The organism is Stenotrophomonas rhizophila (assembly GCF_020857975.1).
GTDB classification, from domain to species: Bacteria; Pseudomonadota; Gammaproteobacteria; order Xanthomonadales; family Xanthomonadaceae; genus Stenotrophomonas; species Stenotrophomonas rhizophila_C.
In genome coordinates, this window is sequence record NZ_JACWUO010000001.1 from 202,329 (window position 1) to 228,962 (window position 26,634).

Genomic DNA, 26,634 nt, shown 5'->3' on the forward strand with positions numbered 1-26,634 from the left:
GATGGCACCAACCAAAACCCCGGCGCTGGGCCGGGGTTCTGGTGGATCATTTGAACAGCGTGTCCGGATACTCCGGCTTCTGCTCGCGTGCCAGCAACGCACGCAATCCCTCTCCGGGGGTCTGCTCGCCATGCAACACGGCACGGACCCGGTCGGAGATCGGCAGGTCGATACCGTGCCGGCGCGCCTGGCGCATGACTTCATCGGCGGTCTGCACCGACTCTACCACTTGGCCGATCTCGCGCACGGCGTCCTGCAGGGTCTGGCCACGCCCCAGCGCCAGGCCCAGGCGACGGTTGCGCGACAGATCGCCGGTGCAGGTCAGCACCAGGTCGCCCAGGCCGGCCAGGCCCATCAGGGTCTCCGGCTTGGCGCCGATCGCCGCGGCCAGCCGCAGCATCTCGTTGAGCCCGCGGGTGATCAGGCCGGCACGGGCGTTCAAGCCCAGCTGCATGCCATCGGCCACGCCGGTGGCGACCGCCAGCACGTTCTTCATCGCCCCGCCCAGCTCGGCACCGACCATGTCGTCGCCGGTATAGGCGCGGAAGGCCGGGCCATGCATCGCATCGGCCACCTGCTGGGCGAACTCCGGCGCGTCGCCGTGCACGGTGATCGCCGTCGGCAGGCCCAGGGTGACTTCCTTGGCGAACGACGGGCCGGTCACCACCGCCAGCGGCACGTCCGGCCCGAGGACCTCGCGCGCTACTTCGTGCAGGAAACGGCCCGAGCCCGGCTCGAAGCCCTTGGTCGCCCAGGCCACGCCGGCGTTGGCCGGGCGCAACGGCGCCAGCGCACGCACGGTTTCACCGAAGGCGTGCGAGGGCACCACCACCAGGATCCAGGTGGCATCGCTGACCGCGGCGGCCAGGTCGGTGGTGGCGCGCAGCGATTCGGGCAACGGAATGCCCGGCAGGTACCGGGTGTTCTCGTGGCGCTGGTCGATGGCCTCGACCATTGCCGCATCCCGCCCCCACAACACGGCGCGGTGACCGTGCCGCGCAAGCAGGCTGGCCAGCGCCGTGCCCCAGGAGCCGGCGCCGAGTACCGCGATCTTGTCTGCGTGGATGCTCATCGGAACGACAGCAGCGCCGATCAGGCGTTGCCGGCCGGCTCGGAATCAGCCAGCGAGGTCTCGCCCTGTTCCTGGCGCTGGCGCAGGGTTTCGGCGTACAGACCTTCGAAGTTGATCGGCTGCAGGAAGAACGGCGGGAAGCCGCCGGCCTGGATCAGCTCGCTGACCAGCGAACGCACGTACGGGAACAGGATGTTCGGGCACTGGGTGCCGAGCAGCACGTCGATCGCCTGCGGCTCCAGGCCGATCAGGCCGAACACGCCAGCCTGCTGCACTTCGGCCACATAGGCGGTCTTGTCGCCGGCCTTGCAGGTCAGGGTGACAGCCAGCACCACTTCGAAGGCGTTCTCGCCCAGGCGCTGCACGCGCTGGTTGAGGTTGAGCTGCAACTCCGGCTGCACCGCTTCGTTGAACACGGCCGGGGCGTTGGGCGATTCGAAGGAAACGTCCTTGACGTAGATCTTCTCAACGGTGAACGAAGGGCCGGTGGCGGCGTCGACCGGCGCAACGGCGCCGTTGGTGGTTTCGTCGGACATTTCGTGTAGCTCCAAAATGAATGCTGAAAAGTGGATTGTTACATGCCCTGCGATGGGGGCGCCGCGCGCCACGTACAAGGCGCGCCGTGCGATCCGGGCAGAATCAGTTGCGGCCCTTGACCAGCGGCAACTCGGCCTGCTGCCAGGACGGAATGCCGCCATCGAGCACGCTGACCTGTTCGAAGCCGGCCTTCTTCAACGCCTTGGCGGCGGTTTCCGAGGCGGTGCCGTTGCGGCATACCAGCACCACCGGGCTCTGCCTGGCGTTGGCCACCAGCTTGTGCTCCGGGCCGAACTGGCTGGGCTGCACGTTGCGGCTGCCGGCGATATGGCCCTTCTCGAAATCGCTGCCCGAGGACAGGTCGACCACGATGGCGCCACCGGCATTGATCAGGTGGGTCAGTTCGGCCGGCTTGAGCGACTTGAAGCCACGCAGCAGGCGGCGGACTTCGGTGACGATGATGGCCACGGTCAGGCCGACCAGGGCCATCGACAACATCGGGTTTCGGCCGGCAAAGGCCAGCAACTCTTCGTAATTCACTCAGATCACGGGTCGTTAAGCGGGCGCCGATTGTCGCACATGCGGATCAACCGGCGTCCAGCCCCGGCCAAGGGGCCGGATTCAGGATTCCTGCCAGAGGTCCGGCAGCCCGTTGGCCTGCAGCCAACGCTTGCCCTGCGCGTCCCAGCGCCAGATTTCCTTGACCCTGACCAAGCGCTCGGCCTGGGTGTTGTTGTTGATCACCCGCACCTCGGCATTGCGCCCCACCCGGCCATCGGGCATCGGCACGTTGTCCCCGGCGCGGTAGCTGGAGATCTTGACCTGCTCGAAACGGCGCAGCTCCAGGTCGGTCAGCGGGTGGATCTTGGTGTATTCCGGGTCCAGGTACGGCAACGCGTCCTCGACGGTGCCCCAGCGCAGGGTGGAGTCGTACTTGACCTGGGTTTCTTCCAGTTCCCGGCGCTGCTTCTTGGTGATTTTCTGGTCGGCGGCCAAGGCCGCCACGCTGCTGAGCGCAAACAAGGCCAGCAGCAGGATCTGAAGCGTACGGCGCATGCGCATTCCCCCAATCGGCAAGGCGCCCATCCTACCGCCTTGCGAAGGCCACGAAACGCCCGGTCAGCTCGGCGGCCGGCTTGCCATCGGTGCCCGGCTGCCGGGCCACCAGCCCGATCCGGGCCTTGCCGCGCTGGGCGAAGGTGGTCAGGAAGCCGTCCCAATCGGCGTCATCGGCGGCCTGCGCCTGGGCGTGCAGATCCTGATAGACCGGCGCCAGGTAGCGCACGTGGCTGTCGGCCACATACACATCGGCGTCGAAACCGGCCAGCCGCAGGCGCAGGGTGACCAGGGCCCAGCCGGACAGGGTCAGTGCCGAGGCCAGGCTGCCGCCGAAGGCGTTGCCCTTGTCGTTGACGTTGGCCGCCAGCGGCGCGCGCAGGCACAGTACGCCATCGGCATAGGCCTCCACGCGGATCTGCATGGCCGCCACCGGCGGCATGCGGTCGAGTACGTGCTGCAGCGCGGCCAGCTGCGCAGACAGGGATTCAGGATTGGACATCGGCACCACAACGCCACGGCAAAGGGCTCGCATAATGCCCGCAATGAACCGCCAAGCACAGATGCCGGACTGGACCCTGATTTCGCTGCGCCCGCGCGGCCAGCACGCGCCGCTGCGCCGCGCCGCGCATGCCGCCGGCGCGCAGCTGGTGGCGCTGTCGCCGTGGCGGCTGCGCGCGCGCGGCGACGCCACCACCGCTGCCGATCTGGCGCGCGCGCTGGACGCCGACCGGGTGGTGTTCAGCAGCCCGGCGGCGGTGCATGCCGCCGCGCGGTTGCAGGCACTGGACGCCGCACCCGCCGGAACCTGGCTGGCGGTCGGGGCCGGCACCGCCGCGGCCCTGCACCGGCACGGCGCGCGGCAGGTGCTGGCACCGGCGCGGATGGACAGCGAGGGCCTGCTGGCCCTGCCCGCCCTGGCCGACCTGCACGGCCTGCGCGCTGGCCTGGTCACCGCCCCCGGCGGCCGCGGCATCATCGCCAGCACCCTGGTCGCGCGCGGTGCGCAGCTGCAGCGCGCCAATGTGTATGCGCGGCAGCCGCTGCCGCTGCCGGCGCGCACCCTGCAGCGGCTGCGCGCCAGCCCGCGCCCGTGGGCGCTGGCGCTGAGCAGCGGCGAGGCGCTGGCGCTGCTGCTGGCGCAGTTGCCGGGCGATCTGCAGGCACCGCTGCGCCGGGCCTGGGTAGTGGTCGCCAGCGCGCGCTTGGCCGAGCAGGCCAGCCAGGCCGGATTCCTCCGGGTATGCCTGGCCGAGGGGCCCTTACCACGCCAGCTGGTCCAGGCTGCACACACTGCGATCATCACTTCCGCATCTACCTGAACAGGCGCCGCGTCTGGCCTTGCGGGCCGCGCAGGCCACGGGTGATGCTGTGCAGCACGTCGCTCGCCAGCCTGCGGATGTCCCGGCGCGACCGACAAGGATGCCCGTATGAATGATGCCGCTTCGCCTGCTGCTGCCCCCACCCCCCTGCGCTGGATCGTGCCGTTGGCGCTCCTGGCCGTGGTGGCCGGCGGCGTGGCCTGGGGCTGGACCCGCTGGCAGGCCGAGCAGGCCCGCAGCGACCAGCGCCAGGCCGAAGCCAGCCTGCAGCTGCAGGGTCTGGTGGACAGCGTGGACGCGCTGCGCCGCGACCAGCGTTCGACCGCGCAGCGGTTGCAGGATGCGGCCGCCACCAACCGCGTGCTGCGCGATGAAATGCTTGGCCTGAGCCAGCGCAGCGCGCTGCTCGAAGACAACCTGGCCAAGCTGGCCGACAGTACCCGCCATGGCGCCCAGGCGCTGCAGCTGGAAGAGGCCGAGCTGCTGCTGGCCCAGGCCGCACAGCGGCTGGCCTACGCCGATGACGTGGACGGCGCCAAACGCCTGTACGCGCTGGCCGCCAGCGCCCTGGACGATGTGCAGGGCAACGACTACCTGAACCTGCGTCAGGCGCTGATGCAGGAACGCAATGCGGTGGACAGCCTGGGCCCTGGCGTGCGCGCCACCACCCAGCAGCAGCTGGGCGCGTTCGCCAAGGCGCTGCAGCAGTTGCCCGATACGGTGGTCGACAGCCAGGCCGACGGCACCGCCACACCGTGGTGGCAGCAGATACTGGCGCCGTTCGTGACCATCACCCCCACCCGCACCCAGGGCCCGTTGACCGATGCCGAACGCATGGCTGCCTGGGATGGCCTGCAACTGGAACTGACCCTGGCGCGCGCAGCCACCGAACGCGGCGACCAGCCCGGCTATACCCAGGCGCTGGACCGGGTCGCGCTGTGGCTGCCGCGGCTGTGGCCGGATTCACCCGCCCTGCGCGCGCGACGTGTTGAACTGCAGCAGCTGCGCACCCGTGTGCTGCACCCCGCGTTGCCCGAGCTTGGCAGCACCCTGCAGCAACTGCGCTCGATGCGCGATGGAGATACCCGATGAAACCATTCCAATCCCTGGTGGTGCTGTTGCTGGCGGTCGCCCTTGGCGTGATCGCCTCGCAGTTCCTGGGTACCGAACACCTGCGCCAGTTCGGCGAAGTGATCTACCGCTATGGCGGCAACGACTACCGTTCCACCGTGCCGCAGGTGGCGCTGATGGTGCTGGTCGGCCTGCTGGTGCTGTGGCTGCTGTGGAGCCTGTTGGCCTCGCCGTTCCGCGCCTGGGGCCGCTACCGCCGCAACCAGGGCCGCGCCCGCCTGATCGAAGGCATCCAGGCGCATGAACAAGGCCAATGGCAGCGCGCCGAAAAGCTGCTGGCCAACGCGGCCGAAGACAAGGACGTGAGCGCGGTGGCGATGGTGACCGCGGTGCGCAGCGCCCAGGCGCGCGACGACCAGGCCGCGGTCAACCAGTACCTGCAACGGCTGGGTGGCGAAGACCCCACCCTGCATGCGCTGCTGCAGGCCGAGCGCCTGCTGGCGCAGGAACGGCCGGTGGATGCGATCAACCTGCTGGACACCGCCACGATCCAGCCGCTGCCCCCGCGCGGGCTGTGGCTGCGCACCGAAGCCCTGGCGCGTGCCGAGCGCGCGCACGAGGCATACGGCCAGCTGGGCGCGCTGCGCAAGCAGAAGGTGCTGCCCGATGAGGCGGTGATCGAGCTGGAATCCCGCCTGGCCGCGCAGTCGCTGCTGGAAGCGGGCGATGTCAACGCGCTGGCCGCGCAGTGGGAAGCCACCCCCAAGCCGCTGCGCAGTGATGCCGACGTGGTCTCGGCCTATGCCCTGCGCGCGGTCGCGCTGGACTGGGACGAACCGGCCCTGCTCACCCTGGAACAGGCGCTGGATACGCGCTGGGACGAATCGCTGGTGACGCTGTACGGGCAGATGCCGGTGGACAAACTGGCCACCCGCCAGGCCAACCTGCAACGCTGGCTGGCCAACCAGCCGTCCAGCCCGGCGCTGTTGCTGGCCCTGGGCCGGATCGCCACGCGCCAGCGCCAGCACGTGCAGGCCGAGGATTACCTGCACCGCGCGATCGCCGCCGGCGCCGGCCCGGATGCGTGGGAGGCCCTGGGCCAGCTGTTCATCGAGCGCGGCGAACCCGCCCTGGCCGCGCAGTGCCTGGCCAATGCGCTGCGCCAGCAGCGCGGCGACGACAGCATCGCGCTGGCCCGCGCCGCCACGGTAGCGCCGGCCGCCGCGGTGGTGCCCGAACGCGCCACCGTGGAAGAGCAGTCGCTGATGAGCAACGCCCCGCCGGTGCAGGACAGCCTGCGCGATGACCGCGACGACTACGGCAACCCGCGTTTGCCGTGATGCCGGGCCGGGCAACCGCGTGGTGCCGGCCGCTGGCCGGCTCCAGCGGCCCCCTCCGAAGGTCATGAAGAGCCGGCCAGCGGCCGGCACTACCAATGAAAAGGCCGCCCCGTTGCCGGGGCGGCCTTTTCATTGCATCGCGCCGACGATCAGCGTTCGACGATGGCCACCACGCCCATGCCGCCGGCGGTGCAGATCGAGACCAGCGCGCGGCCACCGCCGCGTTCGGCCAACTGCTTGGCGGCGGTGGCGATCACCCGCGCACCGGTGGCGGCAAACGGGTGGCCGGTGGCCAGCGACGAACCCAGCGGGTTGATCTTGGCCGGGTCGATCCTGCCCAGCGGCGCATCCAGGCCCAGCCGGTTGCGGCAGTAGTCTTCGCTTTCCCACGCGCGCAGCGTGCACAGCACCTGCGCGGCGAAGGCTTCGTGGATTTCGTAGATGTCGAAATCCTGCAGGGTCAGGCCGTTGCGCTTGAGCATTTCCGGCACCGCGATGGTGGGGGCCATCAGCAGGCCTTCGCCGTGCACGAAATCCACCGCGGCCACCTGCGAGTCGCGCAGGTAGGCCAGCGGCGCATGGCCGTGCGCACGCGCCCACTCCTCGCTGGCCAGCAGCACCGCCGAGGCGCCGTCGGTGAGCGGGGTGGAGTTGGCGGCGGTCAGCGTGCCGCGGCCGGAGACCTTGTCGAAAGCCGGCTTGAGCGTGGCCAGTTTCTCCAGCGAGGTGTCCGCGCGCAGGATGTTGTCGCGCTCCACGCCACGGAACGGGGCGATCAGGTCGGTGAAGAAGCCGCGCTCATAGGCGGCGGCCAGCTTCTTGTGCGACGACACCGCCCATTCGTCCTGCGAATCGCGCGAAATGTTCCATTCCTTGGCCATGTCCTCGCAGTGGTCGCCCATGCTCTTGCCGGTGCGCGGTTCGGCCACGCCGGGGAACTCGGGCTTGAGTTCGCTGAACTTGAAGCCACGGGTCAGCGCCTTGAGCTTGTCGCCGGTGGTCTTGGCCCGGTTGGCCGCCAGCAGTCGCGCGCGCAGCTTCTTGCCGTACACGATCGGCACATCGGAGGTGGTATCCGAACCGCCACCGATGCCCGACTCGATCTGGCCCAGCGCGATCTTGTTGGCCACCGCGATGATGGTGTCCAGCGAAGTGCCGCAGGCGCGCTGCATGGTGATGCCCGGGGTCAGCGCGGACAGCCCGGAGGACAGCGTGGCTTCGCGGCCCAGGTTCCAGTCGCTGGAATGCTTGATCACCGCGCCCATCGCCACTTCGCCCAGCTGCTGGCCGTGCAGGCCGAAGCGTTCGACCAGCGCCCCGAGGGTGCGCACCGACATGCCGAGGTTGCCGACGTCCGAATAGGCGGTGTTCTGCCGGCAGAACGGGATGCGGACGCCACCGAGGATGGCGACGGGACGGGCGTTGGGCATGGAGATACCTGGCATGGAAGGGGTGTCTGCAACATGGCCTGCACGAAGGAGCAGGCATAATGGCGGCAAGTGTAGCTGCCGCCCTGTGATGGGCCAACCGTGAAACCATGAGCAAACCCGACCACGGCATGAACGCCCTTGGTGTATTGGCATTGGAACTGGCCGGCGGCGACGCCCCGCGCCACGCCGCCCTGTCCAGCGAACAGGCCGGTGAACTGGCCGAACGCGTCGGCCGCGACCTGGCCAAGCTGGTCCCGGGGGTCAGCGGACTGGACTTCGTGTTCGCCGGTGCGCATTTCGATCCGGCCGAAGTCCTGCGCCCGGGCTGGCCGATCCACCGGCGCCTGGAAGAACTGCAGATGCGCGCGCCCGGCCGCAGCCAGGGCCCGCGCCTGCTGGCATTCGGCGCCGGTGCCGACGGCGATGTGCCGCTGCCGTTCCAGGCCGATGCCGGGCTGACCGGCGGTGGCCTGCGGGTGGTGCCGTTCCTGCTGACCGGCACCGACGTGGCGCAGACCCAGGCGGTGGCCGAAGCGCTGGAAGAGGTGCTGCTGGCCCAGGGCATGGCCCAGGCCGATACCGCGTTGCAGGCGCAGAACGCGTTTGGCGCGCAGATCGAACACGCGCGCTACTTCACCCTGAACGACCTGGCCGCGATGATGTCGATGCAGTACGACAACCAGGGCCTGGCCGTGCTGTGGCCGTTGATCGAAACCGCCCTGATGGCGCCGCAGGCCGAGCAATGGCTGGACGCGGCACCGGAACCGCTGCTTCGATACGCTGACAGCGAAGTGCGTATGGCGCTGTTCGATCCAGCCGGCTGGTGCGCGTTCTACAACCACGGCAGCGGCGACTGCGACCGCCTGCAAGGCATCTACGAGCAGTACCTGATGCGCCAGCGGCAGATGGCCGCCGTGCTGGAGGCCCATGGCCTGCCGGTGCTGTTCGTGCACTGCGAGGCCGGACAGGACGCGCGCGAGCTGCTGACCCGGTAACGGTAGTGCCGGCCGCTGGCCGGCTCCTCGGGGCATCGATCCGGTAGCAGTAGTGCCGGCCGCTGGCCGGCTCCCCGGGGCATCGATCCGGTAGCAGTAGTGCCGGCCGCTGGCCGGCTCCCCGGGACATCGATATGGCCCATTGCAGCCACGCATGGCGTGGCTCTACCAACGCTCAGAAAAACGCCGGCATCCGCCGGCGTTTTTCGTCCTGCATCGCGTCGGTTACGGCGCGGGCTTGATCACCGCACAGGCCAGGCGCGCGCCGGCGTTGCCGGTCGGCTGGGTCTTGTAGTCGTCCGGGTCGGCGTGGACGATCAGGCCGCGGCCGATGATGTCGAAGTCATCGCCCTTGCCGATGTTGACGTTGGTGGACACATCTGCATCGACCACCGCATTGCCCTGGGCGTCGGCCTTGAGGTTGGGAATGTCGCCACCGTGGTGCGGGGTGGTCGCCACGTTGCCATGGTCTTCCTTGGACGGATTGAAGTGGCCGCCGGCGCTGGCGCCGTCCGGCGCGCTGCAGTCGCCCTTCTCGTGGATGTGGAAGCCGTGTTCGCTGTTGGGCTTCAGGCCGCTGACCTGGCCTTTCACGTGGACCTTGCCGTCGACCAGGCTGAAGGTGACGTTGCCTTTGACTGCATTGCCCTGGGTGGCGGCCAGTTCGGCCACCGCGCTGGTGTTGGCGTGGGCATCGCTGCTCATCATCGCCGGCGGCGCATCGGCGGCCGGGGCGGTGTCGGCAACCGGCGCGGTATCGGCGGCCGGAGTGGCCGGCGCGGTGGTGTCGGCCGGCTTGTTGCAGGCGCTCAGGCCAAGCGCGGCCATGGCGGCAAACAATGTGGTGTGGATCAGACGCATGTGGATCTCCTTGCGGGTAGCGATGGAAGTAACGGCGTCGGCACGGCACGCGCTCAGCGCGTGACCCGGATGACGCCGCAGGCGATACGGGCGCCGGCGTTGCCGGCCGGTTGGCTGCGGTAGTCGTCGGCGTTGGCATGCACCACCAGGGCGCGCCCGGCGATATCGGTGACTGCGCCGCCGCCCAGGGTAACCCCTGGCAGCCGCACATCGACATTGACCCGGCCCTGCGCATCGGCACGCAGGTTGTCCATGTCGCCGGCATGGTGCGCGCCGGCGCTGTTGCGGCCATGCGGCTGCGCGCCGGGATTGAAGTGCGCACCGGCGCTGCTGGCATCCACCGCGCCGCAGTCGCCGCGCTCATGCACGTGGAAGGCGGCGGTCTGCAGCGGCTGCAGGCCACCGATCATTCCGGTGATATGCACCCCGCGCGCATCGGGCACCAGCGCCAGGCGGCCGCTGACGATGCTGGCCGAGGCCGAGGCCAGATTGGCTTCGGCCAGCTTGGCGGTGCTCACCAGGGCGACCACCGGGGTGGCAGGCCGCGGCGGCGGCGTGGCGCCACAGGCCGCCAGGGCAAGTGCCGCGGTAGCGGCCAGGACGATATGGGAACTGCGCATGCAAAACTCCTTGGTTGCAAACTAGCGGTGCGGCCGTCCACAGGCCATGAAAGCGGCGCGGACAAGGCACACACGCGGTGTGGACGCGCGCTTCATCCGCCGCGACGGCGCCCGGCGCCGAGCTTGCGGGTCAATGTGTTGCGGCCCATGCCCAGCCGTGCGGCGGCTTCGGCGCGGCGGCCATGGGTGATCTGCAGCGCCGCTTCGAGCAGGGCCTGGTCGACCCGGTCGCGCACCTGCGCATGCAGGCCTTCGGCGCCCTCGGCCAGGCGCTGCCTGGCCCAGGCCGACAGCAGGGTTTCCCATTGGCCCGGGTCGCCGGCCGCGCGCGTGCGCGGACCACCGCCGCGGTGCAGCGCGCTGTCGACATCGGCCACGCCGATGGTGTCCGCGGCGGCCAGCGCGGCGATGCGCCAGCACACGTTTTCCAGCTCACGCACATTGCCCGGCCAGTCGTGTTCGCGCAGCGCCTGCAGGGCCGAGGCGGTCAGCCGCTTGGGCGGCGTATCCAGCTTGCGCGCTGCGGCGGCCAGGAAGGTCTCGGCCAGCTGGGCGATGTCGTCGCGGCGTTCGCGCAGCGGCGGCAGGCGCAGCCGCACCACGTCCAGCCGGTGCAGCAGATCGGCACGGAAGCGGCCTTGGGCCACCAGCGATTCCAGGTCCTGGTGGGTGGCGGCGATCACCCGCACATCGACCCGGATCAGCTCGCGCCCACCAACCCGGAAGAACTCGCCTTCGGCCAGCACGCGCAGCAGGCGGGTCTGCAGCGGCAACGGCATGTCGCCGATTTCATCGAGGAACAAGGTACCGCCATGGGCCTGCTCGAAGCGGCCGACGTGGCGGCGCTGGGCGCCGGTGAACGCGCCGGCCTCATGGCCGAACAGCTCGCTTTCCAGCAATTCGGATGGAATGGCGGCCGTGTTGAGCGCCACGAACGGGCCCTGCACGCGCGGCGATTCATGGTGCAGCGCATGCGCCACCAGTTCCTTGCCGGTACCGGTTTCGCCATTGATCAGCACCGACAGCGGCGCCTGCGCCAGCCGCCCGATGGCGCGGAACAACGCACGCATCGCCGGGGTGTCGCCCACCAGCTGCGGGCGCTGGTCCAGGCCGGGTTCGGCGGCCACCGGGGCCGGTGCGCCGGCCAACGCATCGGCGGCGGGCAGTACCCGCTGCGCCAGGGCCACCGCATCGTCCAGGTCGAACGGCTTGGACAGGAATTCCTGCGCACCGCCGCGGAACGCCCCGGCGGTGCTGGCCACATCGGTGTAGGCCGACATCACGATCACCGGCAACTGCGGGTGCGCGGCCTTGAGCTTGTCCAGCAGCACCAGGCCATCGTCGCCGGGCATGCGCACATCGGTGAACAGCAGGTCCGGCGGCGCCTGTTCGGCCAGCATCGCCAGTGCCGCCGCGGCCCCGTCGAAACCCTCCACGCGGTAGCCGGCATCGCGTAGCGCGGTGCACAGCACAAAGCGCACCGCACGGTCATCATCGACCACCCAGACGCGCTGGGCGCCGCGCTCGCTGTCAGCGTGCATGGGCGGTCTCCTCGGCAGGCGTGCTGTGGCCGATCGGCACCAGCACCGTGAACACGGTATGCCCCGGGCGCGAACGGTAGGTGAGCGTGCCACGGTGTTCGCGCGCCACCTGCTGGGCCAGCGCCAGGCCCAGCCCGGTGCCTTCGGCGCGGCCGCTGACCAGCGGCAGGAACAGGTGCTCGGCCAGTTCCTCGGGCACGCCGCGGCCGTCGTCGGCGATTTCCAGGCGCAGCGCCAGCGGATGCAGCGCATCGCCAATGCGCACGCCGTGCTCCACCCGGGTGCGCAGGGTGACCATGCCGGCGCCGGCCTGGATCGCATTGCGCACCAGGTTCCACACCGCCTGGGTAAGCCGGTCGGCATCGCCATCGAATTCGGGAATGCTGGGATCGTAATCGCGCTGCAGCCGCACCGCCCAGCCGCCTTCGCTCTCGGCCAGGCGCAGCACGCGCTCCAGCGAGGCGTGGATGTTCAGCGGCGCGTGCGGGGCGGCCGGCGCCGGCGACAGCAGTTGTTCGAGCAGGCCATTGAGGCGTTCGATCTCCGAGCCGATCAGTTCGATCAGCTCATGTTCGTCCGGATCGCGCGCCTCCGGCTCCCGCTGCGCGCTGCGCCGGGCCAGCAGCTGGGCCGCGCCCTTGAGCCCGGCCAGCGGATTGCGCAGCTCATGGGCCAGGCCCTTGAGCGCGGCACTGAGCGCGCTGGGCAGGGCCTGGGTCGGGTCCAGCCCGGGGAATTCGTCGACCGGATGCGCCTCCAGCAGCCAACCGCCGTCGTCCCAGCGGCTCAGCCAGCCCTCGGCGAAGCGCGGCGCTTCGCCCGGCAGCGCCAGCGCCAGCCGGTGCAGGCGCAGGGTGTCGCGTTCGTCGCGGGCCAGGAAGTGAGCCAACGCGTCGCCCTGTGCCTCCAGCGAGGCCAGCGGCTGGCCCAGCAGGCGGCGCACGCTCACGCCCAACCAGCGGGCGAAAGCGGGATTGCAGCCCACCATACGGCCGCTGGCGTCGGCCCAAGCGACCGGGGTGCCGAGGGCGTCGAGGGCGGGGGTCGGGGGTACGGCGGTCATTGCACCAATGTAGTGCAAAACGGGGATGGGTTGAGCGTGGGAACACGGTGAACGGAGGCCATCGCCGAAAGACCCGGGTCCGATCAAACGGTGCTGGAGTGCTGCTTCAGCGCGTCCACCAGTGCCGCCTCCATCCCGGCAACTGTTCCGTAGATCCCATTGGCCAAGAGCACAAACTCGTCATCGAGGCCATCGAACGCGTAGTAGACGTCCTCCGGGAGCTGTGTGGCACGCGCCACCTGCATGGCAGAGCGGGTCGTGTCCAGCGCCGAGCGTTGACCGGACTGGAACTGCGCCAGTAACTCCTCCAGAAGCCAGCGGCCGGCGGCTTGCCAATCCGCATGGGCCGTGACGGCCTGCAGTGCTTCCAGAGCTGCATTGCGGTCACGCGCGGTGGCGATCTCGATGACCTCGATGGCCGGCGTATCGCGCGCTTCGATCCTGGCGTACGCCCACTCCCTGCTGGCGTCCTCTCGCAGCACGCCCACCGCCAGTCCGACCCAGAAAAAAGCGCAGGCCGTTGCGTCGTCTGCGACATCCAGGGATGTTGTGTGCATGGTGACCTCTGTACCTAAACGTGCTGCAGGATGTTAACCATCCGCCCCAAGGGATCGCGGACATAGAACCGCCGCACGCCCCATGGTTCGCTGGCTGGGCCATACGCGATCGGCAAGTTGGCCGCCTGCACCCGTCGGAGCGCCTCGTCCAGATCGTCGACCTCGATGGAGAGATGGGGCACCTCGGTGCCGGACCCACCTTCGGCCGCGACACTCACCTGGACGTTCATTTCGGCTGACCCGGCGTACGTACGGATCCAGCCGTGATCCATGACCAGCTCCAGGCCCAGGATGTCCCGGTAGAAGCTGTCCGCGGAGGCAGGATCGGGCGCGGCGATGTTGGCGATGATGCGTTTGACTTTCATGAGTCCTCCCGGCAATCGATCGCTATTGCCGACCTTCAGCCCAGTTGAGAGATATGCCCAACAACTCGGTCAAGTTCCCGGCACCACCGCACGCTACAAACTGCGACTGCTCAAGCTTGCAGTTGATCCAATCCTCATCGTCTTCCGAGTGCCCACGGCTGACCGGTGCAAAAGGCCTGTGCTCAAGCTCGGTCTCGATGAGATCGATGCTGACGTGCCAGCCGGGGTTATCAAGGGTCTCGATAGTGATCCCAAACGTATGCTCCCAGTCCTCGTTGCACTGCATTCGATACCACTGCTGGAGTCGCTGAAGTTCACCCATCGGTGTCACTCACTCTTGTCAGGCGCCTTCGGCAACGCCACGCCCTTGGGCCACAGCATCCAGATGTTGCCCTTCTGCTTCATGTCCCCGGCCAGCTTGCCGGCGGCATCGCCGGTGCCCCAGAACAGGTCGGCGCGCACTTCGCCGGCGATGGCGCCGCCGGTGTCCTGCGCGGCGACCGGACGCACCACCGGGGTGCCGTCGGGGCGCGTGGTGGACAACCACAGCAGGCTGCCCAGCGGTACCACGGTGCGGTCCACTGCGACGCTGTAGCCGGCGGTGAGCGGCACGTTCAAGGAACCGCGCGGGCCTTCGTCGCCGTCCGGGCCCTTGGCGAAGAACACATAGCTGGGGTTGCTGGCCAGCAACTCGGGGATGCGCGCCGGATGCGCGTTGGCCCAGGCGCGGATGGCGTCCATGGTGACGTCTTCCTTCTTCAACTCGCCCTGCGCCACCAGCCAGCGCCCGATCGGGCGGTAGGGGTGGCCGTTCTGGTCGGCATAGGCGATGCGCAGGTGGCGGCCATCGGCCAGCGCGATGCGGCCCGAGCCCTGGATCTGCAGGAACTGCAGGTCCATCGGGTGGGTCAGCCAGGCCAGGACGGGCGCTTTGACGCCGCGGGCGGCAATGGTGGCGGCATCGTCGTAGGGCCTGAGCACGCGGCCGTCGACGCGACCGCGCAGGCGCTTGCCCTTGAGTTCGGGATACAGGCTGTCCAGCTGCACGCTGACCATGTCGCCGGGCACGCCGTACACCGGCACGGTTGCCTTGGCGGTGCGGGTCAGGCTGCCGGGGTAGATGGGTTCGTAGTAGCCGGTGATCAGGCCGTCGGCACGGTTGCCGCCGGCGCGCAGGGCATAGACGTCGAGGCTGTTCTGCAGGAACTGCCGGATCGCGTCGGGTGTGGTGGCGACATTGGCCGCGGCACTGCAGGTGGGCGCCCAGTTGGGGTCGGTCTTCAGGCGCGGGCAGGCGCTGCGCCAGGCGGCGAAGCCGGCCTGCAGGTCGGCGTCGGTAACGGCCGGGAGTGCCTTCCAGTCGGCTTTGAGGTAGGGGTTGGCCGGCGCATCAGGGCGGTGGTTCTGCACGGCGCAGCCGCTGAGCAGGGCCAGTGCCAGCAAGACCAGGGCGGAGCGTTTGCATACGACGGTGGGGCGCGTGGCCTTCATGGGCGGCATTCTTCATGGTTGCAGCAGACTCGATTGTAGCGCCGGGCTCTGCCCGGCCGTCCTGCGCGCGGGCATCGCGGCAGGTGATGCGCAGCCGGGCAGAGCCCGGCTCTACCGGGCTGGATCAGCGTGCCTGCCGCAGCAACGAATGCAGGATGCGCGCGTCTTCGGCGTCCAGCGTGGCCGGCAGGTCGTCGCGGCCGCGGAAGCGGCGGTGGAACGCGCCAGCGGCGGCATCGCGGTCGTCCAGCGGGTAGCCGAAGGCCTGCAATGCCAGCCAGGCATCGAAGCCGGCCGGCGGGGAGCCGTCGCTGTCGCGCGGCCACACGCCGAAACCGGCCTGGGCCAACTGCTGCCACGGGAAGAAGCGGCTGGGGTCCTGCTTGCGGGTGGGCGCCAGGTCGGCATGGCCGATGATCTGGCTGCGCGGAATGCCCAGGCGGCTGCACAGGTCCTCGAGCAGGCCGATCAGGGCATCGATCTGTGCCGGTGCGAACGGCGTGTCGCCGTCGTTGTCGATCTCGATGCCGATCGAGGCCGAGTTGAGGTCGGTGATGCGGCCCCAGCGGCCGGGGCCGGCATGCCAGGCGCGGCGGTCGTCACCGACCAGCTGGTAGATGTGGCCGTCGGCGCCGACCAGGTAGTGCGAGCTGACCTTGCCGCCGCTGTTGGCGCTGCGCAGGGTGTCCAGGCTCTGTTGTACCGAATGCTGGTCGGTGTGGTGCAGCACGATGATCACCGGGCCGCGCGCGTTGTGGTTGGGTGAGGGCACCCAGGTGGCCAGCGGGCTGCGGATCGTGGTGCTGGCGCAGGCGGCGAGCATGAGGACGGCAAACAGCAGGGGCAGGCGGAAGAGGCGCATGCCGGGATTGTGCTTCATCGCGGTGGCCGGCGCGATGGCAGCAAAAAGGCCGGCGGCCCTTTCAAGGCCGCCGGCCAAGCGTGTTGCGCTCTCTCTCTCGTTTCTTGTCTCTGTCGTTGCCGGGCCACGCCCGGCGCTACGCGGTTGCGGTGGTCAGGCCTCGTATGCCGATTCGCCATGCGAGGTGACGTCCAGCCCGGTGCGTTCGGCCTCTTCGGTCACCCGCAGGCCGAACACCAGGCGCACCACCAGCAGGATCGCCACGGTGACCACGGCGCACCAGACGATGGTGAAGCCGACGCTGACCAGCTGCACCCAGACCTGGTGGCCGATGTCCAGATCGGCCTTGGTGCCGCCCAGCGACTGGGCACTGAACACGCCGGTGAGGATGGCGCCGACGATGCCACCGATGCCGTGCACGCCGAACACGTCGGCGGTGTCGTCCACCCGCAGCAGGCGCTTGAGCCCGGTGACGCCCCACACGCAGACCGCGCCGGCGACCAGGCCGATCACGATCGCGCCCAGCGGGCCCACCGTGCCGCAGGCCGGGGTGATGCCGACCAGGCCGGCCACCGCGCCGGAAGCGGCACCGAGTGCGGACGGCTTGCCCTTGCTGACCGCTTCGACCAGGGTCCAGCCCAGCACCGCGGCGGCGGTGGCCAGCAGGGTGTTGATGAAGGCCAGCGAGGCGACGGTGTCGGCAGCGGCGGCCGAGCCGGCGTTGAAGCCGAACCAGCCCACCCACAGCAGCATCGCGCCGATATAGGTGAACGGTACGTTGTGCGGCTTCAGTGCGGTCTGGCCGTAACCGATGCGCTTGCCGACGAAGTAGGCGCCGACCAGGCCGGCCACGCCGGCATTGATATGCACCACGGTGCCGCCGGCGAAATCGATCGCACCGAGCTTGCCGAGGTAGCCGCCGCCCCAGACGATGTGCGCCATCGGGATGTAGCTCAGGGTGAACCACAGCGCCGAGAACAGCAGCACCGCCTTGAACTTGATGCGCTCGGCGAACGCGCCGACGATCAGCGCGGTGGTGATGCCGGCGAAGGTGGACTGGAACGCCACGAACAGGTAGTCGGGCAGGCCGGCGATCGGGGTGTTGCCGACCGAGTCGGGCGCAAAGCCCTTGAGGAAGGCGAACTGGGTGAACGAACCGAAGAACGCATTGCCCTCACTGAACACCGCGCTGTAGCCGTAGGCCACCCACAGCACCAGGACCAGCGAGAACACCACCAGGATCTGGCTGAGGATGGACAGCACGTTCTTGGAGCGCACCAGGCCGCCGTAGAACAGGGCCAGGCCGGGTACCACCATCAACAGCACCAGCAGGGTGGAGGTGAGCATCCAGGCCACGTCGCCATGGTCGAAGCTGGGCGCGGCAGCGGCCGCGGCTTCGGCGACCGGTGCAGCCGCCGGTGCCGGCAGCGGTTCGACCGCGACCGTTTCCGAGCCTACCGGGGTGACCTGGGCCTGCGCCCGGGCCGTGTTGGAAAACGCACCGACGGCCAGCGCACTGAACAGCATCAACAGGCACACGGCATGGAACCGGGCTTGCCACCCGGTGAACAAAGAGGTCTTCATGGTGGGCTCCGAGTGGGGTTAGAGCGCGTCGGCGCCGATTTCGCCGGTGCGGATGCGGACGACCTGCTCGACCGCGGTGACGAAGATCTTGCCGTCGCCGATCTTGCCGGTGCCGGCCGCGTTCTGGATGGCTTCGACCACCGCGTCCAGGCGGTCGTCGGTGACCACGGTTTCGATCTTGATCTTGGGCAGGAAATCCACGACGTACTCCGCGCCGCGATACAGCTCGGTATGGCCCTTCTGGCGGCCGAAGCCTTTCACTTCGGTCACGGTGATGCCCGACACGCCCGCATCGGAGAGGGCCTCGCGGACCTCGTCGAGCTTGAACGGCCGGATGATGGCGGAGATCAATTTCATGCGCATGTCCCGATGGTGGATGGAACCGGCTCGTGCATGCTGGCCGGTGTCAGGTCAGTACGCGGCCACTTGCACATGGCCGCGCACTGGTGCGCCGAACGTTGCATGGGCCTCGCCATTACCGTGGCCTTGCGGGCAACGGCAGTGGTGACGCGGGAGGGAGGAAGGGCCCATGGCACGCGTCCGGTCTCTCTTGCCCCTGGTGATGCAGGTGTTGCCTTGTCGCATGCTTCGCGCCACCCCGGACGCGAAGCACTTCTGCTACAGGTTCATCAGCTCATGGGCGCGTGGCGACGCGTTCGTCACTCCCACGATTCAATGCTACCGATGCGCTGCTCAGTTGGCGTAGTACATCTGGTACTCGAGCGGATGGGTGGCGGCGCGGAAGCGGGTCACTTCCTGCATCTTCAGCGCGATGTAGCCGTCGATGAAGTCGTCGGTCATCACGCCACCGGCCTTGAGGAACTCGCGGTCCTTGTCCAGCGCTTCCAGCGCCTGGTCCAGCGAGGAGCAGACCTGCGGGATCAGCTTCTCTTCTTCCGGCGGCAGGTCGTACAGGTCCTTGTCGCTCGGCGCGCCCGGGTCGATCTGGTTCTTGATGCCGTCCAGGCCGGCCATCATCAGCACGGTGAAGGTCAGGTAGCCGGACTGGATCGGGTCGGGGAAGCGCATTTCGATGCGGCGCGCCTTGGGGTTGGACACCCACGGAATGCGGCACGAGGCCGAGCGGTTGCGCGCCGAATAGGCCAGCATCACCGGCGCTTCGAAGCCCGGGACCAGGCGCTTGTAGCTGTTGGTGCCGGAGTTGGCGAAGGCGTTGATCGCCTTGGCGTGCTTGAAGATGCCGCCGATGTACCACAGCGCCATCTGGCTCAGGCCGCCGTAGCCGTCGCCGGAGAACAGGTTGACCCCGCCCTTGGACAGCGACTGGTGCACGTGCATGCCGCTGCCGTTGTCGCCGACGATCGGCTTGGGCATGAAGGTGGCGGTCTTGCCGTTGCGGTGGGCGACGTTCTTGATCACATGCTTCATGCGCAGCAGTTCATCGGCCTTCTGCACCAGGGTGCTGAACTTGGTGCCGATCTCGCACTGGCCGGCGGTGGCCACTTCGTGGTGCTGCACTTCCACTTCGATGCCGACCTGTTCCAGGGTCTTGCACATTTCCGCGCGCAGGTCGTGCAGCGAATCGGTCGGCGGGACCGGGAAGTAGCCGCCCTTGACCGCCGGACGGTAGCCGCTGTTGGCGCCCTCGTACTTGTCGCCGGTGCTCCAGGCCGCCTCTTCCGAATCGATCTTGAAGAAGGTGTGGCCCATGTCGTTGGAGAAGCGCACCGAATCGAAGATGAAGAACTCCGGCTCCGGGCCGAAGAACGCCTGCTCGGCGATGCCGGAGGACTTCAGGTAGGCCTCGGCGCGCTTGGCGATGCCGCGCGGGCAGCGGCCGTAGGGCTGCATGGTGGCCGGGTCGAGGATGTCGCAGCTGATCACCAGGGTCGGGTCGGCGTAGAACGGGTCGACGTAGGCGCTGGCCGGGTCGGGAAGCAGCACCATGTCCGATTCGTTGATGCCCTTCCAGCCGGCGATCGAGCTGCCATCGAACATCTTGCCTTCTTCGAACAGGGCCGGCTCGATGATGCTCGCCGGGAAGGTGACGTGCTGTTCGATACCGCGCATGTCGACGAAACGCAGGTCGATGAACTCGATCTGGTTGTCCTTGATCAGCTTCTCAACGTTTTCCACGGACATCGGTGAAACCCTCGGATGGAATGATTGCGTGGGTAGATAGAGCAATCCCCGTGCCAACCTTGCGGACTTCACAAGTCCTTGATTCCACTGACCGTGCACCCGACTGGACGCTGAACCATGCGCACCAAAGCGGTGCATCGGCCGCACCATGCACACATTTGGTGCGGCCTTTGATGTTTTATGCTTGACCCGCGTTCACCCTCCTGCCGAGCCCCGATTCCCCGATGTCCGACCTGCTCTCCGCCCTCCTGCTGGGCATCCTCGAAGGCCTCACCGAATTCCTCCCGATCTCCAGCACCGGCCACCTGCTGATCGCCCAGCACTGGCTGGGCGCGCGCTCGGACTTCTTCAACATCGTGATCCAGGCCGGCGCGATCCTGGCCATCACTCTGGTGTTCCGGCAGCGGCTGTGGACGCTGGCCACCGGCCTGCACGAGCGCGCCAACCGCGACTACGTGCTCAAGCTGGGCACGGCCTTCCTGGTCACCGCGGTGGTCGGCCTGCCGGTGCGGATGGCCGGCTGGGAACTGCCCGAAACGGTCACGCCGGTAGCCTGGGCGCTGATCATCGGCGGTATCTGGATGATCCTGGTGGAGGCCTACAGCGCGCGCCTGCCCGACCGCGACGAGGTGACCTGGAAGGTGGCCATCCTGGTCGGCCTGGCGCAGGTGGTGGCCGGGGTGTTCCCGGGCACCTCGCGCTCGGCGGCGGCGATCTTCATCGCCATGCTGTTCGGCCTGAGCCGGCGCGCGGCGGCTACCGAGTTCGTGTTCCTGGTCGGCATCCCGACCATGTTCGCCGCCAGCGGCTATGCCTTCCTGGAGCTGGCCAAGGACGGCCGGCTGGCCAGCGAGAACTGGACCGACGTGGCCGTGGCCTTCGTTGCCGCGGTCATCACCGGCTTCGTCGTAGTGAAGTGGCTGCTGGGCTATATCAAGGCGCATAAGTTCACCGCGTTCGCGTTCTACCGGATCGCGCTGGGCGCGGCACTGCTGCTGTGGTTGCCGGCCGGCAACTGAAGCGCGCTGCCGCGCATCAACCCCGTTTGCGCCGCTCAGGCGTTTTTCCCCCGGTTCCCAAGGAGATGTGCATGAACCGTTCCCGCAATCTGATGCTGATCCTGCCGCTGGCCCTGCTGACCGCGTGCAGCAACCCCACCACCAGCACGGCCCCGGCCGGCACCGGCACCGATGAGCTGGCCCCCGCCGCGACGGCCGCGGCCGACCAGAAGGCCGTCGCGCAGCTCGACCTGCTGCGCCTGCAGGGCCACCACTGGCTGCTGGATACGGCCACCGATGCGGCCGGCAAGCGCGTGGATGCGCTGTTCGCCCGCGCCGACAAGCCGGTCACGCTGGACTTCAAGGACGGCCGGCTGTCGGTGGGCAATACCTGCAACCGCATGGGCGGCAGCTACACGCTCGACGCCGGCACGCTGACCGTCTCGCCGATGGCCTCGACCATGATGGCCTGCACCGACAAGGCGCTGATGGCGCTGGACCAGGCGGTGGGCGCGCGCCTGGAAGGCGCGCTCAAGGCCGAACTGGCCGACCAGGGCCCGCTGACCCTGCGCACCGCCGCCGGCGATGTGCTGGTGTTCAAGCCCGAGCCGACCGCCGAAACCCGCTACGGCGGCGAAGGCGAGACGGTGTTCATCGAAGTGGCCGCGCAGACCAAGCCGTGCTCGCACCCGCTGATCCCGAACATGCAGTGCCTGCAGACCCGCGAAGTGAAGTACGACGACAAGGGCCTCAAGCAGGGCACGCCGGGCGCGTTCGAGAACTTCTACGGCAGCATCGAGGGCTACACCCACGAAGCGGGCGTGCGCAACGTGGTGCGCGTGAAGCGCTACAAGATCGCCAACCCGCCGGCCGATGCGCCGTCCAGCGCCTACGTGCTGGACATGGTGGTGGAATCGGCGGTGGAGAAGAAATAGCCCGCAGCAGGGCGGCCAATGGCCGCCCTGCTTCATTTGCGTAGGTACCCGCCGTTGGCGGGTACGCAACCCGCACGGATTCCAACGCCAGGGAGATCGGCATGAAGATTGTGCGCATTGCTTCGTTGTTGTTGGGCCTGGCCATCGCCCTGCCGGGCCCGGCGCGGGCCGGTGCAACCCCCGATCCAACCCGGCTGGAAGCCTCGTTCTGGCACCTGGCCAAGGCCACCGACGGACACGGCAGGCGCATCGATGCACTGTTCCTGCCGGGCCGGCCACCGCTGCGCCTGCACTTCGCGCAGGGCTATATGAACATGTCCAATCTGTGCAATGTCTCCAGTGGCCGCTACCGCCTGCAGGGCGACCAGCTGATCATCGAAGACGGTATACAGACCGCCATGGGCTGCCGGGAGGCGCTGCTCGACCAGGAGTCGCGAGCCCACGCCGCCATTGCCAGCAGGACCACACTGACCCAGGCCGACGACGGTACGCTGCACATGCGCAATGCCAGCGGCGACGTCCTGGTGTTCACCCCCGAACCCACCCCGGAAACACGCTATGGCAGCCCGGGCGAGGTGCTGTACCTGGACGTCGCGCCGCGCACGGGACCATGTCCGCCGCCCGCATCGAAGGACACGCGATGCCTGCAGGTCAGGCAGGTGCGCGACGACGACCACCGCGTCCTACCGGGAGCGCCGGGCGCCTATGCGCCCTTCCAGGGCGCCATCGAAGGGTTCACCCACCAACCGGGCATGCGCAGCGTGCTGAGGGTGAAGCGGTTCCGCATTCCCGGCTCACGCGCCGACGGCGCGGCATGGGCCTATGTTTCGCAGGGAGCGATCCGCACCGAAGCGGTTGAAGAATGAGCGGGCGGCCACGGCCGCCTTTTCATTGACCAGCAGCGCGCGATCAGGCGCGATCAGGCGCGACCACCACACACGTGACCACCAACGGTGGCCGCCTACCAGGGGGCGTGCCGGCGGTTGGCCGGCACGCGCGGTCACGCCAGCGCCGGGTTCAACGTGTAGGTGCCGTGCAATGCCGCTTCGGCCAGCACGTGGCCGTGCATGGCGCGCAGCACATCGGCGGCGGTGAACGGCGTGGGCAGGTCCAGCTGCGCCACGTCCAGGGCGAATACGCGGAAGAAGTAGCGGTGCACGCGTTCGTCGTTGAACGGCGGGTACGGGCCGTCATAGCCCAGGTACTGCCCGGCCATGTCCGGATTGCCGGCGAACCAGCCGGTGAAATCGTTCAAGCCCTGGCGCGCGCCGGCCGGGCCGGCCGGTGCGGTCTTGCCCTTCACGCTGAAACCGTCGCTGCAGCTGCCGGCGGCGATGGCCTGCACGTCTGCCGGGATATCGGCCATCGCCCAATGGGTGAAGTCGCCACGCGGCTGGTCGCGCGGCACCGTGCAGTCGCTGCGGCCGACCGTTGCGGCAACGGTCGGCACGTCCGGGTCGATGCACAGCAGGGCGAACGAACGGGTGCCGGCGGGCGCCTCGCTCCAGGCCAGCTGCGGGTTGCGGTTGGGGGCGAAGCCGGCGGTATCGCCGGCGGCGAATTCGGCCGGCATCGGCTGGCCGTTGTGGAAACTGGTACTGGTCAGACGCATGGGCGGTTCCTCACTCTTCCGGATAGCCAAGCCGTACCGCGACCGGGGCCAGCAGCGCGAACGCCGGGCCCATCACCTCGCGGTACTGGCGCCAGTGCCCGGCCGGCATGCGTGCCGGGCCGAGCGAAGGTGCCGGCGGGAAACGCATGCCGAACAGGCGGCCAAGGTGCTCGGCCATCACCTTCGGATCGTTGCCGATGCCGTCGATGTTCACCAGCGCGTGCGGGTACAGGTCCTGCTCGTGCAGGGTGGCCACCTGCGCCAGCGAGCGGACCAGCCATTCGGCGGCCTCGTTGACCGAGGTCACCGCGAACGGGGCCGGTGCGCCGTAGGCCAACCAGTGCAGCAGCATGTCGCGCGGGTCGCGCAGCACCACCAGCAGGCGACCTTCGGGCAGCTGCGGGCGCAGCGCCCACAACAGCGCGTTGTCCCACCACAGCAACCAGTCGATCACGTTGGCATCGGCCAGGCCGCGTGCCGGCAGCTGCGCGCGCCATTGCGCCACCAGCTGTTCCGGGCTGAGCGTGCCGTTGGAGAGGTTCTGCAGGGTGTGGTAGCTCTGCAACGCATCGTCGGGCGGAGTGGGGCCGAAACGATCGCCGCGCAGCACCGTGCTGGCCGCGTCAATCGCGGCGATCACCCGCTCCACGCCCGACCCCGGCGCGCCCCAGACGAACATCGGGCGGGCGGTGCTGTCTTCGCCGATGGCGGCCAGCTCCGGCCAGCTCGGCGGCGCCTTGGCCTGCGGCGGCAGCGGCAGGCGCTGGGGGGCCTGGGCAATATGCAGGTCGATCCAGGTGCGCAGCGCATCGGCGCGCAGGCCGGCCTGGTCCTGGACCGTGCCCAGCCAGGCGCGCAGTTCCGGCTTGGCGGCCTCGTCGGCCTGGTCGTGGATGCCGTGCACATGCGCAACCGCGGCGGCCGGGTCGCGCGCCAGCAGGGCCTCCACGATGCGGGTCTCGGCGCTGGCGCGGCCCGGCTCGATGGCGGCGATGCGGCGCGCCACCGCTTCGGCAGCGTCGCCTTCCCCGGCCATGTCATGCAGGCGCATGCGCGCTTCCAGCGCGGGCAGGTAGTCGGGCATGGCCTGCAGCCAGCGTTCGACCACGGCCACCGCCTCGGCGCTGCCTACGGCTTCGACCGACAGCCGCGCCATCCACAGGTCGTGCACCTGCGGGTGGGTTTCCAGGGCGGCATCGAGGGTGTCGCGGGCCTGCTGTTCGCGGCCCAGGCGCTGCCAGGCCATCAGCAGCAGCTGCAGGGTCTGGCGGTCGGCCGGCCACTGTTCCAGCACCGGCAGCAGCTGCTCCAGCGCCTGCAGCGGTTGCCCGGACTGCAGTTCCAGCTCGCCGGCCAGGCGACGCATGGCCGGGGTATCGCCATCCGGGCGGGCCAGCACCTGGCGCATCGTCGCCGCGGCGCCTTCGGTATTGCCCTGGCGCAGGGCCAGCTGTACCAGCAGCCCCTGCAGCGAGACCACCGCCGGGCTGAGCTCGAGCACGCGGCGCAACGCCTGTTCGGCGAAGGCCAGCATGTTCTTGCCCAGGTAGGCAAAGCCCAGCGCGTAGAGCACGCGCGGGTCGTCGGGCAGCGCCTGCGCGGCGGCCGACAGCAGCGCCAGCGCCCGGTCGCCATCGCCACGGCGCAGCGCGATCATGCCGTTCAACGCGGCCAGCTCCGGGTGGTCTTCGGCCACGCGGCTGGCGATGCGGGTGACCCGTTCGGCCTCGTCGACATCATTGCGGGCCAGCGCCATGTGCGCCTGCATCAGGTAGGCCGACAGTTCGTTGGGATTGAGCGCGGCGGTGCGGTCCAGCGCCGAATCGGCGGCCTCGAACTGGCGCAGCGCCAACAGCAGGCCGGCGTGCTGCAGGTGCAGGTCGGCATTGTCCGGGGCCAGCACCAGGGCCTGCTGCAGGCTGTCCAGCGCAGCCTCGTACTGGCCCTGCTGCTGCAGCGACAGGGCCAGCCAGCGGTGCGCCTGCGGCTGCTCCGGCTCGGCGCTGGTCCATTGGCGGGCGAGCTGCACCGCATCGTCGGCCGCGTTGCGGCGCAGGGCTTGGAGAATGTTGTCTTGCATGACGGTCCAGCGTGGGATCAAACCCCGATTGTAGGGTTGTGCGGGGCTGGATGCAGGGATCGGCCGCGATGGCAGGCCAACCGCACGGCGGCGCGGGCCCCTGCCCTGGCCGTGGCGGGGCGGCGGCGGCCGTCGACCCGGACGGGGTCAGCGCAGCGCTTCGATCCGCAGGCGCTGGGCGACCCAGCGTTCGGAGAAGCCATCGCCACGCCAGTTCTCCAGGAAGCCGCAGTGGCCGCCCCAGGGCGCGATTTCCAGGTGGGCGTGGGCCGGCAGCCGCCAGCCGTCGAAGGTGGCGAACGGAATCACCGGGTCGTCCTTGGCCATCAGGATGTCGGCCGGCACCTGCAGCCCGGCCAGGCGCTCGCCGGCGATCGAATAGCCGTCGAAGTAGGCCTGCAGCGAGCCGAAATCGGTGTGGTGCTCGACCAGCCAGGCGGTCAGCGCGCGGATGTCCAGCTTCAACACGTTGTCGTCCCAGTCGCTCAGCTCGGGGAACAGGTCGCGCTTGCGGCGCAGCGAAACCGCCCATTTGCGCCGGAAGTACCAGTCGTACATGGCCGGGCCGTTCTCGATGTTCTCCATGGTGATCGCCGGATCCAGCACCGGGCACACCGAGGCGACCCGGCACAGCGGTACCCCGGCAGCGGGCGCGCACAGCGCCAGGCGCAGCACGAAGTTGCCGCCCAGCGAGTAGCCGGCCGCCACCAGCGGCAGCTGCGGCCAGCGCCGCGCGATATCGCCGGCGGCGTGCACCACTTCGTCGATGCGGTTGGAGTGGAAGATGCCTGGATTGAGGTGGTGGGTATTGCCGTGGTCGCGGAAATTCAGCCGCACCACGTCGAAACCTTCGTCGAGCATGCGCGCGGCGGTCATGCGCATGTAGCTCGATTCGGCGCTGCCTTCCCAGCCATGCAGCAGCAGGGCCATGCCGATCGGCGCGCGGCCCTGGACATGGCTGTGCCAGCCCTGCAGGCGCACGCCCTGGCCCCCGTCCAGGATCAGTTCTTCGGTGACCGCGCCGGTGGCGGCGAGCAGGGCCAGCCCGCGCTGCATGCGCATGCGGCTGGAGCTGAGCATCGACTGCAGGTGCGGATTGCGCAGCCAACGCGGCGGCTGGTAGTCGGCGGCGGTCAACA

General features: G+C 69.2%; 28 protein-coding genes. 7 read left to right on the plus strand and 21 right to left on the minus strand.

The window, feature by feature from the left end; all coding sequences use genetic code 11:
- Positions 1–46 precede the first annotated feature (46 nt).
- From IC535_RS00900 to IC535_RS00920, 5 genes are all read right to left on the minus strand, one after another.
- Entirely contained in the window at positions 47–1,072 is a 1,026-nt protein-coding gene (locus IC535_RS00900; protein ID WP_228884683.1) for an NAD(P)H-dependent glycerol-3-phosphate dehydrogenase, read from the minus strand.
- Between the two features lie 20 nt (positions 1,073–1,092).
- Positions 1,093–1,608, minus strand: coding sequence for a protein-export chaperone SecB (secB, locus tag IC535_RS00905; RefSeq protein ID WP_228884684.1), 516 nt, complete (start codon positions 1,606–1,608; stop codon positions 1,093–1,095).
- Positions 1,609–1,711: 103 nt separating this feature from the next.
- On the minus strand, positions 1,712–2,149 hold the full coding sequence (locus IC535_RS00910; protein ID WP_228884685.1) for a rhodanese-like domain-containing protein: 438 nt from the start codon (positions 2,147–2,149) through the stop codon (positions 1,712–1,714).
- An 81-nt stretch (positions 2,150–2,230) separates the two neighbouring features.
- Positions 2,231–2,665: a hypothetical protein gene (locus tag IC535_RS00915; RefSeq protein WP_228884686.1), complete on the minus strand. Its 435-nt coding sequence runs from the start codon at positions 2,663–2,665 to the stop codon at positions 2,231–2,233.
- Between the two features lie 31 nt (positions 2,666–2,696).
- On the minus strand, positions 2,697–3,167 hold the full coding sequence (locus tag IC535_RS00920; RefSeq protein WP_228884687.1) for a YiiD C-terminal domain-containing protein: 471 nt from the start codon (positions 3,165–3,167) through the stop codon (positions 2,697–2,699).
- A 43-nt stretch (positions 3,168–3,210) separates the two neighbouring features.
- Here IC535_RS00920 and IC535_RS00925 point away from each other — a divergent pair, with 43 nt between their 5' ends.
- The 3 genes from IC535_RS00925 to IC535_RS00935 all read left to right on the plus strand — a co-directional run bounded on the left by IC535_RS00925 (position 3,211) and on the right by IC535_RS00935 (position 6,398).
- The gene (locus IC535_RS00925; protein ID WP_228884688.1) at positions 3,211–3,987 is read left to right on the plus strand and encodes a uroporphyrinogen-III synthase; all 777 of its coding nucleotides are present in this window, start codon (positions 3,211–3,213) and stop codon (positions 3,985–3,987) included.
- Positions 3,988–4,095: 108 nt separating this feature from the next.
- Positions 4,096–5,079 carry a uroporphyrinogen-III C-methyltransferase gene (locus IC535_RS00930; protein WP_228884689.1) on the plus strand — a complete coding sequence of 328 codons (984 nt, stop codon included), beginning with the start codon at positions 4,096–4,098 and terminating at the stop codon, positions 5,077–5,079.
- Positions 5,076–6,398 (plus strand): heme biosynthesis protein HemY, encoded by a 1,323-nt coding sequence (locus IC535_RS00935; RefSeq protein WP_228884690.1) that lies wholly within the window; start codon positions 5,076–5,078, stop codon positions 6,396–6,398. Before IC535_RS00930 ends, IC535_RS00935 begins: the two co-directional genes overlap by 4 nt.
- 149 nt (positions 6,399–6,547) lie before the next feature.
- On the opposite strand, the gene IC535_RS00940 is transcribed toward IC535_RS00935, so the two are convergent.
- Positions 6,548–7,843 carry an acetyl-CoA C-acetyltransferase gene (locus IC535_RS00940; protein ID WP_228884691.1) on the minus strand — a complete coding sequence of 432 codons (1,296 nt, stop codon included), beginning with the start codon at positions 7,841–7,843 and terminating at the stop codon, positions 6,548–6,550.
- A 92-nt stretch (positions 7,844–7,935) separates the two neighbouring features.
- Between IC535_RS00940 and IC535_RS00945 the strand changes: the two genes are divergently transcribed.
- Positions 7,936–8,823 (plus strand): hypothetical protein, encoded by an 888-nt coding sequence (locus IC535_RS00945; RefSeq protein WP_228884692.1) that lies wholly within the window; start codon positions 7,936–7,938, stop codon positions 8,821–8,823.
- Between the two features lie 225 nt (positions 8,824–9,048).
- Here IC535_RS00945 and IC535_RS00950 read toward each other — a convergent pair whose 3' ends face one another.
- From IC535_RS00950 to glnA, 12 genes are all read right to left on the minus strand, one after another.
- Complete coding sequence (locus IC535_RS00950; RefSeq protein ID WP_228884693.1) at positions 9,049–9,684, minus strand: superoxide dismutase family protein; 636 nt, start codon at positions 9,682–9,684, stop codon at positions 9,049–9,051.
- Positions 9,685–9,737: 53 nt separating this feature from the next.
- Positions 9,738–10,304, minus strand: coding sequence for a superoxide dismutase family protein (locus IC535_RS00955; protein ID WP_228884694.1), 567 nt, complete (start codon positions 10,302–10,304; stop codon positions 9,738–9,740).
- Between the two features lie 92 nt (positions 10,305–10,396).
- Positions 10,397–11,845 carry a nitrogen regulation protein NR(I) gene (gene ntrC, locus IC535_RS00960; RefSeq protein WP_228884695.1) on the minus strand — a complete coding sequence of 483 codons (1,449 nt, stop codon included), beginning with the start codon at positions 11,843–11,845 and terminating at the stop codon, positions 10,397–10,399.
- Positions 11,835–12,908 carry a two-component system sensor histidine kinase NtrB gene (locus IC535_RS00965; RefSeq protein ID WP_228884696.1) on the minus strand — a complete coding sequence of 358 codons (1,074 nt, stop codon included), beginning with the start codon at positions 12,906–12,908 and terminating at the stop codon, positions 11,835–11,837. The genes ntrC and IC535_RS00965 overlap by 11 nt, the downstream gene beginning before the upstream one ends.
- A gap of 83 nt (positions 12,909–12,991) precedes the next feature.
- On the minus strand, positions 12,992–13,465 hold the full coding sequence (locus tag IC535_RS00970) for a hypothetical protein (protein ID WP_228884697.1): 474 nt from the start codon (positions 13,463–13,465) through the stop codon (positions 12,992–12,994).
- 14 nt (positions 13,466–13,479) lie between these two features.
- Positions 13,480–13,830, minus strand: coding sequence for a VOC family protein (locus tag IC535_RS00975; protein ID WP_228884698.1), 351 nt, complete (start codon positions 13,828–13,830; stop codon positions 13,480–13,482).
- Positions 13,831–13,852: 22 nt separating this feature from the next.
- Positions 13,853–14,152, minus strand: coding sequence for an immunity 53 family protein (locus IC535_RS00980; RefSeq protein ID WP_228884699.1), 300 nt, complete (start codon positions 14,150–14,152; stop codon positions 13,853–13,855).
- Positions 14,153–14,157: 5 nt separating this feature from the next.
- A complete protein-coding gene (mltA, locus tag IC535_RS00985) occupies positions 14,158–15,321 on the minus strand; it encodes a murein transglycosylase A (protein ID WP_228884700.1) in 1,164 nt (387 codons plus the stop codon).
- A gap of 124 nt (positions 15,322–15,445) precedes the next feature.
- On the minus strand, positions 15,446–16,201 hold the full coding sequence (locus tag IC535_RS00990) for an N-acetylmuramoyl-L-alanine amidase (protein WP_228884701.1): 756 nt from the start codon (positions 16,199–16,201) through the stop codon (positions 15,446–15,448).
- A gap of 135 nt (positions 16,202–16,336) precedes the next feature.
- On the minus strand, positions 16,337–17,767 hold the full coding sequence (locus IC535_RS00995; protein ID WP_228884702.1) for an ammonium transporter: 1,431 nt from the start codon (positions 17,765–17,767) through the stop codon (positions 16,337–16,339).
- A gap of 18 nt (positions 17,768–17,785) precedes the next feature.
- Positions 17,786–18,124, minus strand: a complete 339-nt coding sequence (locus IC535_RS01000) for a P-II family nitrogen regulator (RefSeq protein ID WP_026070924.1) — start codon at positions 18,122–18,124, stop codon at positions 17,786–17,788.
- Positions 18,125–18,460: 336 nt separating this feature from the next.
- Positions 18,461–19,870 carry a type I glutamate--ammonia ligase gene (gene glnA / locus IC535_RS01005; RefSeq protein WP_228884703.1) on the minus strand — a complete coding sequence of 470 codons (1,410 nt, stop codon included), beginning with the start codon at positions 19,868–19,870 and terminating at the stop codon, positions 18,461–18,463.
- A 224-nt stretch (positions 19,871–20,094) separates the two neighbouring features.
- Here glnA and IC535_RS01010 point away from each other — a divergent pair, with 224 nt between their 5' ends.
- From IC535_RS01010 to IC535_RS01020, 3 genes are all read left to right on the plus strand, one after another.
- A complete protein-coding gene (locus IC535_RS01010) occupies positions 20,095–20,889 on the plus strand; it encodes an undecaprenyl-diphosphate phosphatase (protein ID WP_228884704.1) in 795 nt (264 codons plus the stop codon).
- 71 nt (positions 20,890–20,960) lie between these two features.
- A complete protein-coding gene (locus IC535_RS01015) occupies positions 20,961–21,803 on the plus strand; it encodes an META and DUF4377 domain-containing protein (RefSeq protein ID WP_228884705.1) in 843 nt (280 codons plus the stop codon).
- 101 nt (positions 21,804–21,904) lie between these two features.
- On the plus strand, positions 21,905–22,669 hold the full coding sequence (locus tag IC535_RS01020; RefSeq protein ID WP_228884706.1) for an META domain-containing protein: 765 nt from the start codon (positions 21,905–21,907) through the stop codon (positions 22,667–22,669).
- 134 nt (positions 22,670–22,803) lie between these two features.
- On the opposite strand, the gene IC535_RS01025 is transcribed toward IC535_RS01020, so the two are convergent.
- The 3 genes from IC535_RS01025 to IC535_RS01035 all read right to left on the minus strand — a co-directional run bounded on the left by IC535_RS01025 (position 22,804) and on the right by IC535_RS01035 (position 26,632).
- Positions 22,804–23,415 (minus strand): YbhB/YbcL family Raf kinase inhibitor-like protein, encoded by a 612-nt coding sequence (locus IC535_RS01025; RefSeq protein WP_228884707.1) that lies wholly within the window; start codon positions 23,413–23,415, stop codon positions 22,804–22,806.
- 10 nt (positions 23,416–23,425) lie between these two features.
- Entirely contained in the window at positions 23,426–25,495 is a 2,070-nt protein-coding gene (locus IC535_RS01030; protein WP_228884708.1) for a tetratricopeptide repeat protein, read from the minus strand.
- 147 nt (positions 25,496–25,642) lie between these two features.
- Complete coding sequence (locus tag IC535_RS01035; RefSeq protein WP_228884893.1) at positions 25,643–26,632, minus strand: YheT family hydrolase; 990 nt, start codon at positions 26,630–26,632, stop codon at positions 25,643–25,645.
- Between the last annotated feature and the right edge of the window lie 2 nt (positions 26,633–26,634).

Excerpts from the sequence above, each read along its gene's own strand:
- IC535_RS00900 (WP_228884683.1), bottom strand. The coding sequence starts at position 1,072 with ATGAGCATCCACGCAGACAAGATCGCGGTACTCGGCGCCGGCTCCTGG.
- secB (WP_228884684.1), bottom strand. The coding sequence starts at position 1,608 with ATGTCCGACGAAACCACCAACGGCGCCGTTGCGCCGGTCGACGCCGCC.
- IC535_RS00915 (WP_228884686.1), bottom strand. The coding sequence starts at position 2,665 with ATGCGCCGTACGCTTCAGATCCTGCTGCTGGCCTTGTTTGCGCTCAGC.
- IC535_RS00920 (WP_228884687.1), bottom strand. The coding sequence starts at position 3,167 with ATGTCCAATCCTGAATCCCTGTCTGCGCAGCTGGCCGCGCTGCAGCAC.
- IC535_RS00925 (WP_228884688.1), top strand. The coding sequence starts at position 3,211 with ATGAACCGCCAAGCACAGATGCCGGACTGGACCCTGATTTCGCTGCGC.
- IC535_RS00930 (WP_228884689.1), top strand. The coding sequence starts at position 4,096 with ATGAATGATGCCGCTTCGCCTGCTGCTGCCCCCACCCCCCTGCGCTGG.
- IC535_RS00935 (WP_228884690.1), top strand. The coding sequence starts at position 5,076 with ATGAAACCATTCCAATCCCTGGTGGTGCTGTTGCTGGCGGTCGCCCTT.
- IC535_RS00940 (WP_228884691.1), bottom strand. The coding sequence starts at position 7,843 with ATGCCAGGTATCTCCATGCCCAACGCCCGTCCCGTCGCCATCCTCGGT.
- IC535_RS00945 (WP_228884692.1), top strand. The coding sequence starts at position 7,936 with ATGAGCAAACCCGACCACGGCATGAACGCCCTTGGTGTATTGGCATTG.
- IC535_RS00950 (WP_228884693.1), bottom strand. The coding sequence starts at position 9,684 with ATGCGTCTGATCCACACCACATTGTTTGCCGCCATGGCCGCGCTTGGC.
- IC535_RS00955 (WP_228884694.1), bottom strand. The coding sequence starts at position 10,304 with ATGCGCAGTTCCCATATCGTCCTGGCCGCTACCGCGGCACTTGCCCTG.
- ntrC (WP_228884695.1), bottom strand. The coding sequence starts at position 11,845 with ATGCACGCTGACAGCGAGCGCGGCGCCCAGCGCGTCTGGGTGGTCGAT.
- IC535_RS00965 (WP_228884696.1), bottom strand. The coding sequence starts at position 12,908 with ATGACCGCCGTACCCCCGACCCCCGCCCTCGACGCCCTCGGCACCCCG.
- IC535_RS00970 (WP_228884697.1), bottom strand. The coding sequence starts at position 13,465 with ATGCACACAACATCCCTGGATGTCGCAGACGACGCAACGGCCTGCGCT.
- IC535_RS00975 (WP_228884698.1), bottom strand. The coding sequence starts at position 13,830 with ATGAAAGTCAAACGCATCATCGCCAACATCGCCGCGCCCGATCCTGCC.
- IC535_RS00980 (WP_228884699.1), bottom strand. The coding sequence starts at position 14,152 with ATGGGTGAACTTCAGCGACTCCAGCAGTGGTATCGAATGCAGTGCAAC.
- mltA (WP_228884700.1), bottom strand. The coding sequence starts at position 15,321 with ATGAAGGCCACGCGCCCCACCGTCGTATGCAAACGCTCCGCCCTGGTC.
- IC535_RS00990 (WP_228884701.1), bottom strand. The coding sequence starts at position 16,201 with ATGAAGCACAATCCCGGCATGCGCCTCTTCCGCCTGCCCCTGCTGTTT.
- IC535_RS00995 (WP_228884702.1), bottom strand. The coding sequence starts at position 17,767 with ATGAAGACCTCTTTGTTCACCGGGTGGCAAGCCCGGTTCCATGCCGTG.
- IC535_RS01000 (WP_026070924.1), bottom strand. The coding sequence starts at position 18,124 with ATGAAATTGATCTCCGCCATCATCCGGCCGTTCAAGCTCGACGAGGTC.
- glnA (WP_228884703.1), bottom strand. The coding sequence starts at position 19,870 with ATGTCCGTGGAAAACGTTGAGAAGCTGATCAAGGACAACCAGATCGAG.
- IC535_RS01010 (WP_228884704.1), top strand. The coding sequence starts at position 20,095 with ATGTCCGACCTGCTCTCCGCCCTCCTGCTGGGCATCCTCGAAGGCCTC.
- IC535_RS01015 (WP_228884705.1), top strand. The coding sequence starts at position 20,961 with ATGAACCGTTCCCGCAATCTGATGCTGATCCTGCCGCTGGCCCTGCTG.
- IC535_RS01020 (WP_228884706.1), top strand. The coding sequence starts at position 21,905 with ATGAAGATTGTGCGCATTGCTTCGTTGTTGTTGGGCCTGGCCATCGCC.
- IC535_RS01025 (WP_228884707.1), bottom strand. The coding sequence starts at position 23,415 with ATGCGTCTGACCAGTACCAGTTTCCACAACGGCCAGCCGATGCCGGCC.
- IC535_RS01030 (WP_228884708.1), bottom strand. The coding sequence starts at position 25,495 with ATGCAAGACAACATTCTCCAAGCCCTGCGCCGCAACGCGGCCGACGAT.